17 protein-coding genes and 1 tRNA gene are annotated in these 15,330 nt (G+C 68.0%); 14 read left to right on the forward strand and 4 right to left on the reverse strand.

Features of this window, described 5'->3' with window-relative positions; genetic code table 11:
• Positions 1-405 precede the first annotated feature (405 nt).
• Positions 406-786: a hypothetical protein gene (locus I2487_RS11630; protein ID WP_207172418.1), complete on the forward strand. Its 381-nt coding sequence runs from the start codon at positions 406-408 to the stop codon at positions 784-786.
• Positions 783-1,289 carry a cytochrome b5 domain-containing protein gene (locus I2487_RS11635; protein ID WP_207172417.1) on the forward strand — a complete coding sequence of 169 codons (507 nt, stop codon included), beginning with the start codon at positions 783-785 and terminating at the stop codon, positions 1,287-1,289. The genes I2487_RS11630 and I2487_RS11635 overlap by 4 nt, the downstream gene beginning before the upstream one ends.
• Positions 1,290-1,352: 63 nt before the next feature.
• Here the strand turns inward: I2487_RS11635 and I2487_RS11640 are convergent, their stop codons facing one another.
• The gene (locus I2487_RS11640; protein ID WP_207172416.1) at positions 1,353-2,099 is read right to left on the reverse strand and encodes a transglutaminase-like domain-containing protein; all 747 of its coding nucleotides are present in this window, start codon (positions 2,097-2,099) and stop codon (positions 1,353-1,355) included.
• Between the two features lie 120 nt (positions 2,100-2,219).
• On the opposite strand from I2487_RS11640, the gene I2487_RS11645 reads away from it, so the two are divergent.
• The 7 genes from I2487_RS11645 to I2487_RS11675 all read left to right on the forward strand — a co-directional run bounded on the left by I2487_RS11645 (position 2,220) and on the right by I2487_RS11675 (position 8,867).
• The gene (locus tag I2487_RS11645) at positions 2,220-2,414 is read left to right on the forward strand and encodes a hypothetical protein (RefSeq protein WP_207172415.1); all 195 of its coding nucleotides are present in this window, start codon (positions 2,220-2,222) and stop codon (positions 2,412-2,414) included.
• Between the two features lie 6 nt (positions 2,415-2,420).
• Positions 2,421-3,167 carry a DUF3626 domain-containing protein gene (locus I2487_RS11650; RefSeq protein ID WP_345941415.1) on the forward strand — a complete coding sequence of 249 codons (747 nt, stop codon included), beginning with the start codon at positions 2,421-2,423 and terminating at the stop codon, positions 3,165-3,167.
• A 9-nt stretch (positions 3,168-3,176) separates the two neighbouring features.
• Positions 3,177-4,268: a lipoate-protein ligase small subunit gene (gene lplB, locus I2487_RS11655; RefSeq protein ID WP_207172414.1), complete on the forward strand. Its 1,092-nt coding sequence runs from the start codon at positions 3,177-3,179 to the stop codon at positions 4,266-4,268.
• 108 nt (positions 4,269-4,376) lie between these two features.
• Positions 4,377-4,461 (forward strand) — tRNA-Leu (locus I2487_RS11660).
• A gap of 262 nt (positions 4,462-4,723) precedes the next feature.
• Positions 4,724-5,890, forward strand: a complete 1,167-nt coding sequence (locus I2487_RS11665; protein WP_207172413.1) for a DUF697 domain-containing protein — start codon at positions 4,724-4,726, stop codon at positions 5,888-5,890.
• 422 nt (positions 5,891-6,312) lie between these two features.
• A complete protein-coding gene (locus tag I2487_RS11670) occupies positions 6,313-7,647 on the forward strand; it encodes a M20/M25/M40 family metallo-hydrolase (RefSeq protein WP_518523720.1) in 1,335 nt (444 codons plus the stop codon).
• Positions 7,648-7,706: 59 nt separating this feature from the next.
• On the forward strand, positions 7,707-8,867 hold the full coding sequence (locus tag I2487_RS11675; RefSeq protein WP_207172412.1) for an acyl-CoA dehydrogenase family protein: 1,161 nt from the start codon (positions 7,707-7,709) through the stop codon (positions 8,865-8,867).
• Positions 8,868-8,940: 73 nt separating this feature from the next.
• Here the strand turns inward: I2487_RS11675 and I2487_RS11680 are convergent, their stop codons facing one another.
• Together I2487_RS11680 and I2487_RS11685 are read right to left on the reverse strand one after the other, a co-directional pair.
• Positions 8,941-9,507, reverse strand: a complete 567-nt coding sequence (locus I2487_RS11680; RefSeq protein ID WP_207172411.1) for a P-loop NTPase family protein — start codon at positions 9,505-9,507, stop codon at positions 8,941-8,943.
• A gap of 70 nt (positions 9,508-9,577) precedes the next feature.
• A complete protein-coding gene (locus I2487_RS11685; RefSeq protein ID WP_036475243.1) occupies positions 9,578-9,796 on the reverse strand; it encodes a DUF5703 family protein in 219 nt (72 codons plus the stop codon).
• Positions 9,797-9,939: 143 nt separating this feature from the next.
• Here I2487_RS11685 and I2487_RS11690 point away from each other — a divergent pair, with 143 nt between their 5' ends.
• The 3 genes from I2487_RS11690 (at position 9,940) to mshC (ending at position 12,709) form a co-directional block, all read left to right on the forward strand.
• On the forward strand, positions 9,940-10,281 hold the full coding sequence (locus tag I2487_RS11690) for a primosomal protein (protein WP_207172409.1): 342 nt from the start codon (positions 9,940-9,942) through the stop codon (positions 10,279-10,281).
• A 123-nt stretch (positions 10,282-10,404) separates the two neighbouring features.
• Positions 10,405-11,232: an undecaprenyl-diphosphate phosphatase gene (locus I2487_RS11695; RefSeq protein WP_207172407.1), complete on the forward strand. Its 828-nt coding sequence runs from the start codon at positions 10,405-10,407 to the stop codon at positions 11,230-11,232.
• Positions 11,233-11,335: 103 nt separating this feature from the next.
• Entirely contained in the window at positions 11,336-12,709 is a 1,374-nt protein-coding gene (mshC, locus tag I2487_RS11700; protein ID WP_207172405.1) for a cysteine--1-D-myo-inosityl 2-amino-2-deoxy-alpha-D-glucopyranoside ligase, read from the forward strand.
• Between the two features lie 14 nt (positions 12,710-12,723).
• Here mshC and I2487_RS11705 read toward each other — a convergent pair whose 3' ends face one another.
• The gene (locus I2487_RS11705) at positions 12,724-13,701 is read right to left on the reverse strand and encodes a PAC2 family protein (RefSeq protein ID WP_345941416.1); all 978 of its coding nucleotides are present in this window, start codon (positions 13,699-13,701) and stop codon (positions 12,724-12,726) included.
• A 52-nt stretch (positions 13,702-13,753) separates the two neighbouring features.
• Between I2487_RS11705 and I2487_RS11710 the strand changes: the two genes are divergently transcribed.
• The gene (locus I2487_RS11710) at positions 13,754-14,539 is read left to right on the forward strand and encodes an HAD family hydrolase (protein WP_255546292.1); all 786 of its coding nucleotides are present in this window, start codon (positions 13,754-13,756) and stop codon (positions 14,537-14,539) included.
• On the forward strand, positions 14,536-15,258 hold the full coding sequence (locus tag I2487_RS11715) for a site-2 protease family protein (RefSeq protein WP_207172401.1): 723 nt from the start codon (positions 14,536-14,538) through the stop codon (positions 15,256-15,258). The genes I2487_RS11710 and I2487_RS11715 overlap by 4 nt, the downstream gene beginning before the upstream one ends.
• Positions 15,259-15,330 lie beyond the last annotated feature (72 nt).

Genomic DNA, 15,330 nt, shown 5'->3' on the forward strand with positions numbered 1-15,330 from the left:
GTGGCGCCGATACCGGTGTGGCCGCAGGTTCCGAGGGTGCAGGGATGGCCATGGCCGCCGGTGGCGGCGTGCTGGCTCTGGGCGCGATCGGTGCCGGTGCCTACATCATGCGCAAGCGCCCCATCGAGTCCTGAGCCTCACGCCCGCTGACGGGCATGTAGGCTGCCAGCTCGGTCGCGTCTCCACCTAGCCGGTGGTGATCGGCCTCGCTGACCTGGCCTCGACTGAGGCAACAGCTTGAGGGTGGCCCCGCGGACCCGAGAGGTTCCGTGGGGCCACCCGTATGTCCCGCCAGCGGATCGGGCCCTCCCGCCCCGGCTGGGCGACACAGACCCGGAAGGAAGACGAGCCCACACCATGCTCTCCCCACACCCACTTCTCGTCCTCGTGCGAGCCTTGTGCCTGATGAATCTCGGCGCCCTCGGGCTCCTCTTCGTCTCGGCCGGTCTGTACATCCAGGACTTCCGCGGACTGGACATCCACGGCCTGGGGGCCATTGGGCTCCACGTCACCTCCGGAGTGCTGGCGGTCGCGCTCCTGCTCATGGTCAAGGTTGCCAAGACTGGCCTGGTGCCCGCACTGCTCGCGGCGGCCACCTTCGGGCTGTCGTTCCTGCAGGCCGCCGTCGGAGGCAGCATGACCCTTATGTGGCACGTCAGCGGAGCACTGCTGCTCACGGTGATGCTCACCTGGGTCACCGCCTGGGCCTTCTCCTCGCGGCGGCGCGGCGAGGAACACCGGAGAATAGATTCAAGACATCACTCGTTAGAAGGAGCATCCTCATGAGCATCCATGATCAGAAGACCCTCCGGAGGAAGTTCCTCCTGGTTCCAGCGGCCACGGCAAGCCTGCTGCTGCTCGCCGCATGCGGCCAGAGTGAGAGCGGAGAACCGGATGCCCCGGAGGCCGAGGAGGCCGAGGCCGTCCAGTCGGAGGACACCGACGCCGAGGCGCAGGAGGACGCGACCGAGTCTCAGGACGACGCGACCGAGGCGGAAGATGCCGAGGACGACGCGACCGAGGCGGAAGACGACGACGCCGGTTCCGCTGAAGGGGCTCTCACGATGGAGGAAGTCGAGCAGAACGACTCCCCGGACTCGTGCTGGGCGGTCATGAGCGGGACCGTCTACGACCTCACCGACTGGATCGACCAGCACCCCGGGGGAGCAGATCGCATCGAAGGCTTGTGCGGCACGGACGCGGCGGCCGCCTTCGAAGGCCAGCACGGGGACCAGGACGGCCCCGAAGGGCAGCTCGCCGAGTTCGAGATCGGCACCCTGGCCGACTGAGCCGCTCAGCGCGGAATCGTCTCCGAGGCGGCCCGTGCTCCGGTCCAAGGCGTCCCGTGCAGGTCAGGCGGATACGCGACGGAGCAGCGGGTCTGCCAGGAGGCGAGTGGGGCCGCAGAGCGTCTCTCCGAGGGCGGCGAAGGCGTCGTCGCGATGCGTGAAGTAGCCGTGATCGGCCCTGAGGAAGCGGGACAGGTCATGAGGGCCGCTCCCGTCGCGGCCGTCCCAGTCCACGGCACAGCGCCCGACGGCCTCGAAAAGCGTCTCTGAGCCCGTGTTGCTGAAGGAGCCGCCGCCGCGGCATCCGATCGGGCCGAAGAGCTCCGAGGCGGGCTTCCATGTGTCGATGCTGAATTCGGGCCATGCGAGCAGGATCTGGTCGGGCAGCACGAAAGAGGTCGCTGGGAAGCGTGGATACCAGAAGGAGCGGTCGATGAGCAGCGCGCGCACTCGGGTCGGGACGTCCAGGGCCCGGGCTGCGCTCTCCAGGATCGCCAGACGCTGACTGCAGGAGCCGAATCCGCGCGAGAGGGTCCGAGAGGTCGGAGTCCGCTCTTGAAGCGCATACACCGCGCGCACCTCGTCGCGGATGATGGAATGAGCCGCCTCAAGGACCACCACCGGATCACCGGTGCCGGCAGACTGACGCGCGCGTCGGACCAGACGTGAGGTCGCGGCCGACCTGTGGTCGAGGATCGGAGTGGGTGCAGTGGACCCCGCCTGCGCCTGAGTTCCGCCACGGAGAGTCTCGCCACCGCGGGTGCCGACGCGCCGATACCAGGGTGTGATGAGCGTCGTCATCCGAGTCATGGGTGCACCTCTGCATTCTTGCTGTCGCCGAGCACTTTCACCGAGCACTGGTGCTGAACACCGTCGCCGAAGCTGTGAATCGCCTTCACACGCCACCTGCCGCTTACGTAGGCTGAGTCTATGGCCAACCCCGAACGACGTGCAGTGATCTTCATCCTCGCAGTGGCCGTGCTCGGCGCGGTCGCCGTCCTGCTAGTGCCAGGATTGTTCGAGGAGTTCCAGGCCTGGCGACTCGTCAGCATCGTGGTCCTGCTGGCAGCCGCCATCGGTTTCGGCATCGCGGCCCGGCGGAATCGTCGACTGCTGAGCGAGTAGGGCGCCGTGGCACCTGGCCTGACCGTGCAGTTCCATCCCGATTGGCCGCACGAGCACGGATTGGTCATCGAGGCGATGGTCCTTGACGGCCGGTACCGGACTCAGTTTGAGACAGGCACCAGCAACGGAGGGCTCACCGCACATCCTGGTGGGGACCGCTGGCGATGGGAGAGCCGTCTGTTCGGTGGCGAATACGACCGCCAGCACGCATCCTCCCGGCCCATCTACGGCGCGTGGAACCGGTGCGACGACGTCTACGGCGGCTCGCCGCGCTTCGGGTCCGCGTATCTGCGGCTGCGCCCTCACGTGCTGGAGAACACGACCTTCTGCTTCCCGGACAGCGTGTTCGAGCCGACCGAGGTGGGAGATTCCGCGGCGCTGCCCCGGCTCAGTGCGCTGGCGGACTCTGCCGCGCTTGATGATCTGGACGACTACGTTGAAGCGCACGTGCACTCCGGGCTGAAGCTCGCCGACGACGTCGAAGCGGTCGTCCTCGATCCCTGCCACCGGGACGGAGCGGTGGCCGAGGCCGCCGGCAGGCTTGGCTGCGACGTCGAGTTCCACCCTGGGTTCAGGCTCCGCACCGCAGATCTCGACGTCGGGTTCCGCGGCCCGGGGCCGGTGGCTCTCGCCCGGGAGCTCGGTGACGTCATCACCCCGGGCGTGGTGGCCCGGGCTGCGCGCAGCGGAGCCTACGAGTCGCAGAACGTGAAACGGCTCTGGCATCTGCTTGCCCGGTTCGGTCGGCAATAGGATTGGCCCATGACGGATACGCATCAGCAGCACGGGGAGTACAAGGTCGTGGGCGGCAAGCTCGTCGTCGTCGATCTGCACACCGACCTCGACCCCCGCACCCACCCGCGCGAGTCGAAGATCACCGCCGCTTCGGTCAACGGTGACTTCTTCCTGGAGCCTGATGAGGCGTTGGGCTCGCTCAATGCCGCGCTGATCGGGCTGCCGACCCGGGCGACCCGGGAGGAGATCGCCGAATCCGTGCGCGCCCAGCTGCCCGCTGAAGCGCAGATGTTCGGCTTCGACGAATACGCCATCGCCACAGCGGTGCGCCGTGCGCTGGGCCATGCCACCCGCTGGGAGGATCACGACTGGGAGGTCATGCCCGCCGTGGCGCTGCCCGTGGAGATGCACGTGGCGCTGGACCAGGTGCTCACCGAGGAGGTGGGCCGCGGGAATCGGCCGCCGCTGATGCGGATGTGGGACTACTCCGGCCGCGCCGTGGTGATCGGGTCCTTCCAGTCCCTGGCCAACGAGGTGGATTCTGAGGCCGCGCAGCGGATGGGCGCCACGGTGGTCCGGCGGATCACCGGTGGGGGAGCGATGTACATGGACGAGGGCAGCTTCGTCACCTATTCGCTCTCGGTGCCGGCGTCCCTGGTGGACGGGCTCAGCTTCGCCGACTCCTACCCGTTCCTCGACGCCTGGGCGATGGAGGCGCTGACCTCGATCGGGATCACCGCCTCCTATAAGCCGCTCAACGACATCGTCTCCACCGAGGGCAAGATCGGCGGGGCCGCACAGAAGCGCCTGGCCAGCGGCGGCATGGTGCACCACGTGACGATGAGCTACGACATGAACGCCGACGACATGCTCCAGGTGCTGCGGATCGGCCGGGAGAAGATCTCGGACAAGGGGATCACCTCCGCGGCGAAGCGGGTGGATCCGCTGCGCAGCCAGACCGGGCTGGCCCGCGCGGAGATCCTGGACGCCTTCGTGCAGACCTTCGCGACCAAGTACGGGGCGCGGATCGCCGAGATCCGTCCCGAGGAGTTGGCCCGGGCCGAGCAGCTGGTGCAGGAGAAGTTCAGCACCACAGAGTGGACCGCCAGGGTCCCCTGATCTGGGCGGATCCAGGGTTCGACGGCGAGTGCCGAGGCCCCCGATTCGCGGTCCCGTTCTGCGTCATGCTAATGTTTCTTGTCGTTGCCTTTGAGGCAGAAACACGATGCGCGGGTGGCGGAATAGGTAGACGCGCTAGCTTGAGGTGCTAGTCCTCGTAAAGAGGGTAGGGGTTCAAGTCCCCTTCCGCGCACATCGGAGAACGAAGCAAAGACCCCGGTCTGATCTGGAGCAATCCAGTCGGCCGGGGTCTTTTGCGCGCCCGGGGCGGATCGACCCCAGCACGCGGTCAGCTCGTCTCGGCAAGGCCCAGAGTGGGCAACACGCTGAAACGCGCGCCGACCCGCGTCGTGCATGAACATCGAACCCTCGAACCCTCCCTCCGGTACGCTGGCCAGGACCATCCGTGGGTCTCGGGACACCGCTCAGAGCTCGAAGACGCCCGAGGGGGCACTATGGCAAAGCCGAAGAAGCCGACAGGCAATGATGACTACCCCGTCGATGACCGACCGTTCATTGATGCCAATGCAGAAGCCAAGAAGCGATACGGCAGATTTAACCTCGCGGTTATCGGCAACACGGGGGTGGGGAAGTCATCTCTGGTGAACGCCGTATTCGGTCGCGAGCATGCAAAGGTCGGTAAAGGGCTCCCTGTGACAAAGGGTGTGCATTACTACCACGACGATTTCCTCGGGGTGTGGGACTTCGAGGGCTTCGAGATCGGTTCCACCGACGCTCCCTCAGAGAATCTCCGGGTGAACTTGCAGACCATCGCGGAGCGACCCGCCGATGAGCAGATCGCTGTCGTGTGGTACTGCGTGCTGCACAACGCCGACCGTCTCACCGAACCCGACGTCGCCATGATCCGCGCACTCGATGCCGCAGGACTCCCCGTGATACTGGTCCTGACGAAGACGGAGTGGACGAAGAACCGAGTCACCGGTATGTACCGTGCCCCCGCCGATACGGAGCTGTTCCGAGATTGGCTCGAGCACCCCGTCGATGGCGACGGCGAGCCTGTCCAGCTCCCACTTCGGCATGTCTGCGTCACTTCGGCTTCTGGCAGGAACGGAAAGGAGACGGGGCACGGACTCGGTGACCTCGTCGACGCAACCATCGCAGTTGCGCCGGAAAGCGCGAGGGACGCCTTTCGGATTGCCCAGAAGCTCAACCTCGAGTGGAAGCGCCAGCTGGCCCACCGTGCCGTCGTGGTTGCGTCGGCTTCCTCTGGGGCCGCGGCGGCGATCCCTATCCCTGTTGCCGACGCGACAACCCTGGCGCCGATCCAAATGGCCATGATGGGACGAATCGCGCACATCTACGGACTTGAGCTCAAAGACATGATCTCTGCCGCGACACTGGCCCAATTGGCGGCGCATATCGCAGGGAAAGCGCTGGCCCGCAGTTTCGTGAAGTTCATCCCCGTGGTGGGCAGTGCCGTGAACGGGACTGTTGCGTCTGCACTGACTGCGGCTACAGGCGAAGGATGGATGCGCCTCTGCGAGCGGGTGCACACCGGCGACCTTGATGCTTCCTCGATCGCCGATACGCTGGATCAGTTCACCCCCACAGTTCGTTCGGTCGTGAAGAACATCTTCCTGAAGAAGGCGTCTCGTACGTGACACCTTGCGGGGCCGACGCCCCGTGTCCACGCGGACCAGGCGCAGGAGTCGAGCAAGCCGTCCTCGGAGACGCGGTCTCTTCCGTCGTGTCCATAACCACGAAACACCCCCACACGCACTGAGGGGCGGATTCTACGAGTAGATCAGCCCGTTGAGGGCCAAACTAGTCGGAGAATCCGCCCCTCAGCGTGAAGAAGGGTGGGGAGACTCAGCGGGCGGTGCCTGCGCCGGGGTTACGGCCTGAGCGGTTGCGGACAGTGCGGAAGACTTTGCGGCCGAGCCACATGAGGACTGTTCTGATAATCATGGTTGGGAGCATAGCCGAGGACACTCCCAAAGCACGTATGCAACCTGAACAGGGACTGGGAGGGTGAGACTCGATAGGCTGGTGGCAGAAGATCCTCTACCCCAGGAGACGCCCTGTGAGCATCGCCCCCGGAACGAATCCCGCAGATCCCGCCGCCGCAGCCGAGACCGAGGTGATCGATTTCTGCCGCGACCTGATCCGCTTCGACACCTCCAACTGGGGCGAGGGCAAGTCCAACGGCGAGCGGGAGGCCGCGGAGTACTGTGCCGCCGTCATGCGTCAGGCCGGGCTTGAGCCTGAGATCTACGAATCCGCTCCCGGGCGCACCTCCGTGGTGGCCCGGATGAAGGGTGCCGACCCGGAGCTCGGCGCGCTGGTGGTGCACGGGCACCTCGACGTCGTCCCGGCCCAGGCGCAGGACTGGCAGGTCGACCCGTTCGCCGCCGAGATCCGCGACGGTATGATCTGGGGCCGCGGCGCGGTGGACATGAAGGACATGAACGCCATGATCCTGGCCGCGATGCTGCGGATGCACCGCGAGGGCCACCAGCCCCAGCGCGACCTGATCTTCGCCTTCTTCGCCGACGAGGAGGACAACGGCAACTTCGGCGCGAAGTGGATGGTCAAGCACCACCCGGAGGTCTTCGAGGGTGCCACCGAGGCGATCAGCGAGGTCGGCGGGTTCTCCACCGACGTCGCCGGTCAGCGCGCCTACCTGATCCAGACCGGGGAGAAGGGTCTGCACTGGACGAAGATGACCGCCTCGGGCACCGCCGGGCACGGCTCGGCCGTCCACAGCGACAACCCGGTGGTCCGGCTCGGTGCGGCCGTGGCGGCCATCGGCGAGCACGAGTGGCCGCTGGACTACACCAAGACCACCCGGGCGCTGATGGAGCAGCTCTCCGAGCTCACCGGGATCCCCTTCGACGAGAAGGACCCCTCGAAGCTGCTCGAGGCCACCGGCAGCGCCTCGAAGTTCATCGCCGCCACGCTGCGCAACACCTCGAACCCGACCCTGCTGGAGGGCGGATACAAGCACAACGTGGTGCCCGGCTCCGCCTCGGCGCTGGTGGACGCCCGCACCCTGCCGGAACAGGATGACCAGGTCGCCGCGAAGCTGAAGGAGCTGGCCGGGGAGAAGGTCAGCTTCGAGCTGCTCAACGGGGGTCCCTCGCTGGAGGTCCCGTTCTCCGGGCTGCTGGTGGAACAGATGGTCGCCTCGCTGAAGGCCGAGGACCCCGAGGCCGTGGTGCTGCCCTACATGCTCGGCGGCGGCACCGATAATAAGCACCTGGCCTCGCTGGGCATCTCCGGCTACGGCTTCGCCCCGCTGCAGCTGCCCGCCGACCTGGACTTCACCGGCATGTTCCACGGCGTGGACGAACGCGTGCCCACCGAGGCGCTGACCTTCGGGGTCCGGGTGCTGCACCGCTTCCTCGCCGCCCAGTAAGCAGCCCAGTAAGCGCCCAGAAGACACTCCCGACGACACCCACCACCGCAGGAGCGCATATGGACCCCATCACCGCCGTGCTGACCCCACAGCTGCTGGAGCGCATCGCGGAACGCGCCCCGGGCTACGACGCCCGCAACGAGTTCTGCCACGAGGACCTCGCCGAGCTCACCGAGGCCGGGTACCTGCGCGCCATGGTCCCGACCGAGCAGGGCGGGCTGGGCTGGGACCTGCCCACCCTGGTCGCCGCGCAGCGCCGGCTCGCCGCCGCCGCACCGGCCACGGCGCTCGCGGTGAACATGCACCACATCTGGGTGTCCGTGGCCCGCAGCATGGTAACCGGAGGGCACACGGCCTTCGAGCAGGTGCTCACCGAGGCCGCCGCCGGAGAGATCTTCGCCTTCGGCATCTCCGAGGCCGGCAACGACGCGGTGCTCTTCGACTCCACCACCCAGGCCCAGGTGCACGAGGACGGCGCGGTCAGCTTCACCGGCACCAAGATCTTCACCACCCTGGCCCCGGTCTGGACCCGGCTGGGCCTGTTCGGCAAGGACACCTCCGCCACCGGGACAGAGGGGGAGACCCCGCTGATCTTCGGGTTCCTGGAGCGAGAGACTCCGGGCTGGAGGAGCCTCGAGAACTGGGACACCCTCGGGATGCGCGCCACCCAGTCCCACGCCACCGTCCTTGAGGGCGCCCGGATCCCGGCGGAGCGGATCGTGCGACGGCTCCCGGTGGGCCCGAACCCGGACCCGCTGGTCTTCGCGATCTTCTCCTCGTTCCTGACCCTGCTCGCCGCGGTCTACACCGGAATTGGGGACCGCGCGCTGAGCCTGGGCGCGGAGCTGGTGGCCAAACGCACCTCGCTGCTGAGCGGGGAGACCATGGACCGGGACCCCGACGCCCGCTACAAGCTCGCCGAGGTGCAGCTGGCCCAGCTGTCCCTGGACTCCCAGCTGCGCGGGCTCGCCGCGGAGATCGAGGCCGGAGCCGAGCACGGCGCCTCCTGGTCACCCCGGCTGGCCGCGCTGCGCACCAACGCCACTCGCACCGCCCGCAAGGTGCTGGACCTGGTGCTGGGCGTCAGCGGGGGAGCGCAGTACCACCGCGAGTCTGAGCTCAGTCGGCTCTACCGCGACGCGCTCGCGGGCATCCACCACCCCTCCGACGACGAATCGGCGCACCGCACCCTGGCGAACTACACCCTCGGCCCGCTCTGAGCTCGGCCGATCGTGTCAGACCCCGCAACTCCAGACCCGCAACTCCAGACCCGCCACTCCAGACCTCGCAACCTCAGACTGAGCGGTCCATGCTGCGTAACCAACGCTGGGTCTCGCGCGGTGAGGCGAGTCGGTAGATCACCAGATGCGGGTACTCCCGCTCGACGATGCGCGGCAGGTCATCCAGCGTCCGGCGGGTGCGCCAGGCCCACCGGATGATGTGGTCCTTCTCGGTGAAGATGGTGCGCAGCGGCGCCTCACGCAGGCCCGCGTCCCAGATCGGCCGCTGACTCGCGCGTCTGGCGAGTGTCCGGCGGGTGACCCGGTACATGCGCTGCGGCACCGAGTAATCCAGCCAGATCATGGCCTGGGCCCGGCGGGCCAGGGTCGGCCGGACCTCGCGGTACTGCCACTCTGTGACCCAGGCATCGGAGGAGACCGCCGCCGAGACGTCCTGGAGGAAGGCGGGACGCGGAGTCCACTCGGGGCCCCAGTGCAGGTTGTCCATCTCAAAGCGCTGGAGACCTCGCTGATCGGCCAGCTTCTCGGCCAGTGTGGTCTTGCCCGCACCTGAGGTCCCCGCCACGATGATGCGCGTGCACTCCGGCGGCAGGGGATCAGCTGAGCTCAGGGTGTGCACGCGGCCAGCCTACCCATGCCGTTATCGAGCCGGTGTTGGAGCGCGACCGTGGTTGAGACCCTGGCGAGCACTACATCGTGCGCTGGACCCGCATCACCCGGCGACGCAGCCAGTACCGGCGCAGCCCGCCGGTGTAGATCATGGAGCGGCGCAGCTCCCATTTGCCGTACTCCGCGTGCTCGGTGACCCGGCGCCGGACCTCCTTCAGCGACTCCTGCGGCTGGCAGGTGATGACCATGTACTCCCAGGTGGGGCCGGCGTCGTCGGTCGTGGTGTAGAGCTCCGCCATGGGCTGGGACCACCAGTTCTGCTGGGTCATCAGGGGTTCACCTTCACTTTCGTGGGGAGGCTTCAGCCTACGTCGTAGCGAGTCTCCATCCGAGGTCTGAACCAGGACTTACCGAAGTGGTCTCTCGTTGGTACGGTGAGCATATGACTATGGATCCTCGCGTGGCACTCAACGCGCTGACGAACGCTCTCGAAGAGCACCTCTCCGCCTCGATGAACCGCCGGGGGAACGAGGATCCCTCAGTGGAGTCCGCGTTCTACAACATCTCCGACGCCTTCGAGGCCTATGAGGACGCGCTCTTCGCCGCCAGCGGCGAGGTCACCCCGCTGGACCTCTATGACGAGGATGACAGCGGCGAGGACGACAGCGACGACGACGGCGATGACGACGACTACGACGAGGAAGACGACGACGAGGACGCTGAGGACAGCGAGGACGACGCCGACGGCGCGGACGAGAGCTACGAGGACGACGAGGAGCGCTGAGCTCAGCGCCCCGACTTTCCCAGAGCATCTACAGATCGTTTCCAGGCCATTCCCAGACATGAGTGATTCGCGCCACTGAGGTTGGTGTCGGAGATCCAGACTCCGATGCTCTAAGCTCGGCCTGTGCAGTGGATAGAAGCGATCATTCTTGGCCTGGTGCAGGGTCTCACCGAGTTCCTCCCCATCTCCTCGTCCGCGCATCTGCGGATCGTGGGGGAGTTCCTCCCCGGCGCCGCCGACCCCGGTGCGGCGTTCACCGCCATCACCCAGCTCGGCACCGAACTGGCGGTGCTGGTCTACTTCTGGCGCGACATCGTCCGGATCATCAAGGCCTGGTTCTCGGCCCTGATGGGCAAGCTGCCGCACTCCGACCCCGATGCCCGGATGGGCTGGCTGATCATCGTCGGCACCATCCCGATCGTGATCCTGGGGCTGCTGCTCGAGGACCTGATCGAATCCGTCTTCCGCACCCTGTGGCTGACCGCCACCATGCTCGTCATCTTCGGTGTGCTGCTGGCCTTCGCCGACGCCTACGGCAAACAGCGCAAACCGCTGGACCAGCTCAGCGTCCGGGACGGCATCCTCTTCGGCTTCGCCCAGGCCATGGCTCTGATCCCCGGGGTCTCCCGCTCCGGCGGCACCATCACCGCGGGCCTGCTGATGGGCTACACCCGCGAGGCGGCAGCCCGGTATTCCTTCCTGCTGGCGATCCCGGCGGTGTTCGGCTCCGGGTTCTATAAGCTCCTCGGCTCACTGGGAGAGCAGACCGGCCCCTACACGATGGGCCAGACCCTGGTGGCCACGGCCGCCGGGTTCTTCGTGGCCTATCTGATCATCGGCTGGTTCCTCAAATACGTCTCCACGAACTCCTACACCTTGTTCGTGAACTACCGAATCCTGCTGGGCCTGTTCGTCTACGTGATGCTGGGCTTCGGAATCATCAACGCCTGATCCGCGTTGCGTACATAACGACTCCCCTCCGGCGGCGAGATCTGCGGCAGCTCGACGCCGGAGACCGCCTGCCGGGCTGCCCCACTGGTGAAAGGACCTCTGCGTGAAATCGTGGACCTCCCCGGACGTGCCCACCCTGCCTGCGCTGCCGGAAACCCTGCAGCTGCACGACACCTCGGCGGACGCGCTGGTCCCGGTGGAGTCCACCGACGGCGTGGGGTCCCTCTACGTCTGTGGCATCACCCCCTATGACGCGACCCATCTGGGCCACGCCAACACCTACGTCCAGTTCGACCTGCTGGTGCGCTACTGGCGCGCCGCCGGGCTGCGGGTGAACTATGTGCAGAACGTCACCGACATCGACGACCCGCTGCTGGAGCGGGCCACCGCCACCGGCGTGGACTGGTTCGAACTCGCCCAGGAGCAGACCCAGCTCTTCCGCGAGGACATGGCGGCTCTGGGCGTGATCGCCCCCGACACCTACCTGGGCGCGGTGGAGACCATCCCGGTGGTCGCCCAGGACGTGGCCCAGCTGGTCGAGCTCGGCATGGGCTACCCGGTGCCGGTGCCGCTGGAGGAGCTCGCCGACGGCATCACCCCCGGTGACCCCGAGTCCTTCGACACCTACTTCGACACGACGGCGGCGCAGGCCACCACGCCCTGGACCCTGGGCAGCGTCGGTCACTACGACCGCGCCGAGATGGAAGAGCTCTTCCCGCAGCGCGGCGGAGACCCCGAGCGAGCCGGCAAGCGTGACCCGCTGGATCCGCTGCTGTGGCGTGCCCGCCGCAACGCAGAGCCGCACTGGGACGGCGGCAGCCTCGGTCAGGGCCGCCCGGGCTGGCACATCGAATGCTCGGTCATCGCCCGCCGCCATCTCCCCGCCCCCTTCATGGTCCAGGGCGGCGGCTCGGACCTGCGCTTCCCGCACCACGAGTTCAGCGCCGCCCACGCCACCGCCGCCGACGGGGTGGCGCTGGCCAAGACCTACCTGCATGCCGGGATGGTCGGGCTCGAGGGGGAGAAGATGTCCAAGTCCAAGGGCAACCTGGTGCTCTCCTCGAAGATGCGCGCCGAGGGCGTGGACCCGCAGGTGATCCGGACCCTGCTGCTGAGCCACCACTACCGCGCCGAATGGAGCTACACCCCCGATCTGCTCGAGGCCGCGGCGCAGCGCTGGGAGCGCTGGAACGCCGCACTGGCCGAGGCTCCGGAGACCGACGGCTATGGGGAGCTCGGCACCGCCGATGCCCGGCCCGAGGACCTGCAGTACGCGCTGCACTCGGCGCTCTCGCAGAACCTCAACGCTCCGGCCGCGCTGGACACCCTTGACATGTGGGCCACCGGACAGCTCGCCGGCGGGACCAGCCGCGCGCGGGTCATCGCGGTGGTCAAGGCGCTGCTGGGGATCGAGCTGCAGGAGACGACTCCCGCGCAGGGCGTGGCGGCCAACTCGGTCAACACCGCAGCGGGCTGAGTCCGGCTGCGGATCTAGCTCTCGGGGCGCTTCCGGCGCCGCAGGTACCGCTCGAACTCCTGGGCGATGGCCTCACCGCTGGCCTCGGGCAGGTTCGTGGTGTCGGTGGCCTCTTCGAGCCGCTTCACATAGTCCGCGATCTCGGCATCCTCCTCGGCCAGATCATCGACCCCGCGCTCCCAGGCCTCGGCGTCCTCGACGACCTCACTTTCATCCAGGGTCAGGCCCAGCAGGTCTTCGAGCTCTCGCATGATCGCCAGCTGCGCCTTCGGTGAGGGGGCCTGGCCCACGTAGTGCGGGACCGCAGCCCAGAGCGAGACGGCGGGCAGTCCAGCCTGCGCGGCGGTGTGCGCGAGCACCCCGACGATCCCGGTGGGACCTTCGTAGGTGGGCTCGTCGATGTCCAGGATCTCCTGCAGCGCGGCGTCCTCGCTGGAGAGCGCGGCTGGGATCGGGCGGGTGTGCGGCACGTCGGCCAGCAGCGCGCCGACCAGGATGATCCCGGAGACGTCGTTCTCCGCGGCGCGGGTCAGCAGGTCTGCGGTGAAGGCCTGCCAGCGGAAGCTCGGCTCCACGCCGTGGACCAGCAGCAGATCCACCGCGGCCCGGGGCGGCCTGGCCCGGTAGATCTTGGTGGAGGGCCAGATGATCTCGCGGTGCCCCCCGGTGCTGCGGATCTTGGGTCGGGAGAACTGGTAGTCGTAGTAGCCCTCGTCCTCGAGCTTGCCGATCAGTTCGGCGCCGCAGGCCTGTCCCACCGCGCGCACCGCGGAGGAGGCGGCCGCGCCGGCGTCGTTCCAACCCTCGAAGGCCATCACCATCACGGTGGGCCGTGAGCGCGGGGCGTCGGCCTCACCGGTGACCGCCGCGGTCTGCAGGGCGCTCAGGTGCTCGGCGAAGCGTTGGGCGAAGCCCTCGGGAAGCGCGGATCGCTCCCGGGAGTCGCCGGTGGCCTCGTCAGAGGAGTCCTGAGACGCTGTTTCATCGCTCACGCTTCTCACACTATCCCGGTGGCGATCCCACGGGAAGCGTACGATTGGGGCCATGTCTTCGACGTCTTATGCCTCCGTCCAACCCATGACCTCAGCGGCTCCCGCCGCCGCCGAACCGCTCGCCGGGGAGCTCCAGGCCGTGTTCTGGGATATGGACGGCACCCTGGTGGACACCGAGCCGTATTGGATCTCTGAGGAGCGTGCACTGGTCGAGGCGCACGGCGGCACCTGGTCCCAGGAACAGGCGCACAGCCTGGTCGGTCAGGCGCTGACCTACAGCGCCTCGGTGCTGCGCGAGGCCGGAGTGGATATGACGGTGCGCGAGATCATCGATCACCTGATCACCCGGGTCGCGGCACGCGCAGCCGCCGAGATGCCCTGGCGTCCGGGGGCCCGCGAGCTGCTCGCCGACCTCAACGCCGCCGGGGTGCGCTGCGCCCTGGTCACCATGAGCGAGAAGCCGCTGGCCGAGGCGATCGTCGCCGCGCTGCCGGAGGGGCAGCTGGAGTTCATCGTCAGCGGCGACATGGTCAGCCGCGGCAAGCCGGACCCGGAGGCCTACCAGCAGGCATTCAGCAGGATGTCCGGAGACCACGAACAGCGCAGCGGCGAGCCGCTGCGCCTGGACCGGTGCATCGCCATCGAGGACTCTGTCCCGGGCGTCACCGCCGCAGCGGATTCCGGGCTGGTCACCATCGCGGTCCCGCACTACACCCCGATCCCGGCCGACCCGCGCTGGCAGAGCCTGGACGGGCTCTCAGGCGTCTTCGCGGCAGACCTGGAACGGCTCCTGGCGCGATGCCCCCACGCCCCGGCGGCCGACCCAGGAAGGCGATGACCCTGATGCGGATCGCCGGGATCCCGGTGCGCTTCCGCGCCTCCTGGTTCCTGGTCAGCGCCGCCATCGTGGCGCTCTTCGGGCCCCAGGTGCTGCGGATCTTCCCGGAGCTGGGCGCCCTGGCCTACCTGGTGGCGCTGGGCTACGCGGTGCTGCTGATGTTCTCGGTGCTCGCCCATGAGCTGGCCCACGCCCTGGCGGCACGCTCCTTCGGCTGGCCCGCCACCGAGATCGAGCTGAACCTCTGGGGCGGACACACCGAGTTCCACGCCCACGAGGCCACCCCGGCGAAGTCCCTCGCGGTCTCCCTGGCCGGGCCCGCCGCGAACCTGGTCATCGCCGGCCTGGGTCTCTACCTCTCCGGAGCGCTCGAGCTCACCGGGGTCACCGCCATGCTGGTCCAGGTCACGGTGCTGGTGAACTTCTTCGTCGGGGTGTTCAACCTGCTCCCCGGGCTCCCGCTGGACGGCGGGCGGATCGTGGAGTCCGCGGTCTGGGCCGCCACCGGAGATCAGGACCGCGGGATGCGCGCCGCCGGATGGGCCGGGCGCCTCGTCGTCCTCGCACTGCTGGCCGGCCTGGCCGTGGTGGTGGTCAGCGGGGTGCGCGAGGTCAGCCTCGTCGTCGTGGTGGTGACGGTGATGGTGTCCTTCTTCCTCTGGCAGGGGGCCTCGGAGAACGTGCGGGTGGCCAACGCCCGGCTGAGCCGGCCGCGCTGAAGCACCGCGCCTGGCCGGCGGGGGAACAGCCTCCGCGCAGCGTCACAGCCTGACAGGGATAGGCTGGATGCA

It is taken from the genome of Nesterenkonia sp. E16_10 (assembly GCF_017347085.1).
Taxonomy (GTDB): Bacteria; Actinomycetota; Actinomycetes; order Actinomycetales; family Micrococcaceae; genus Nesterenkonia.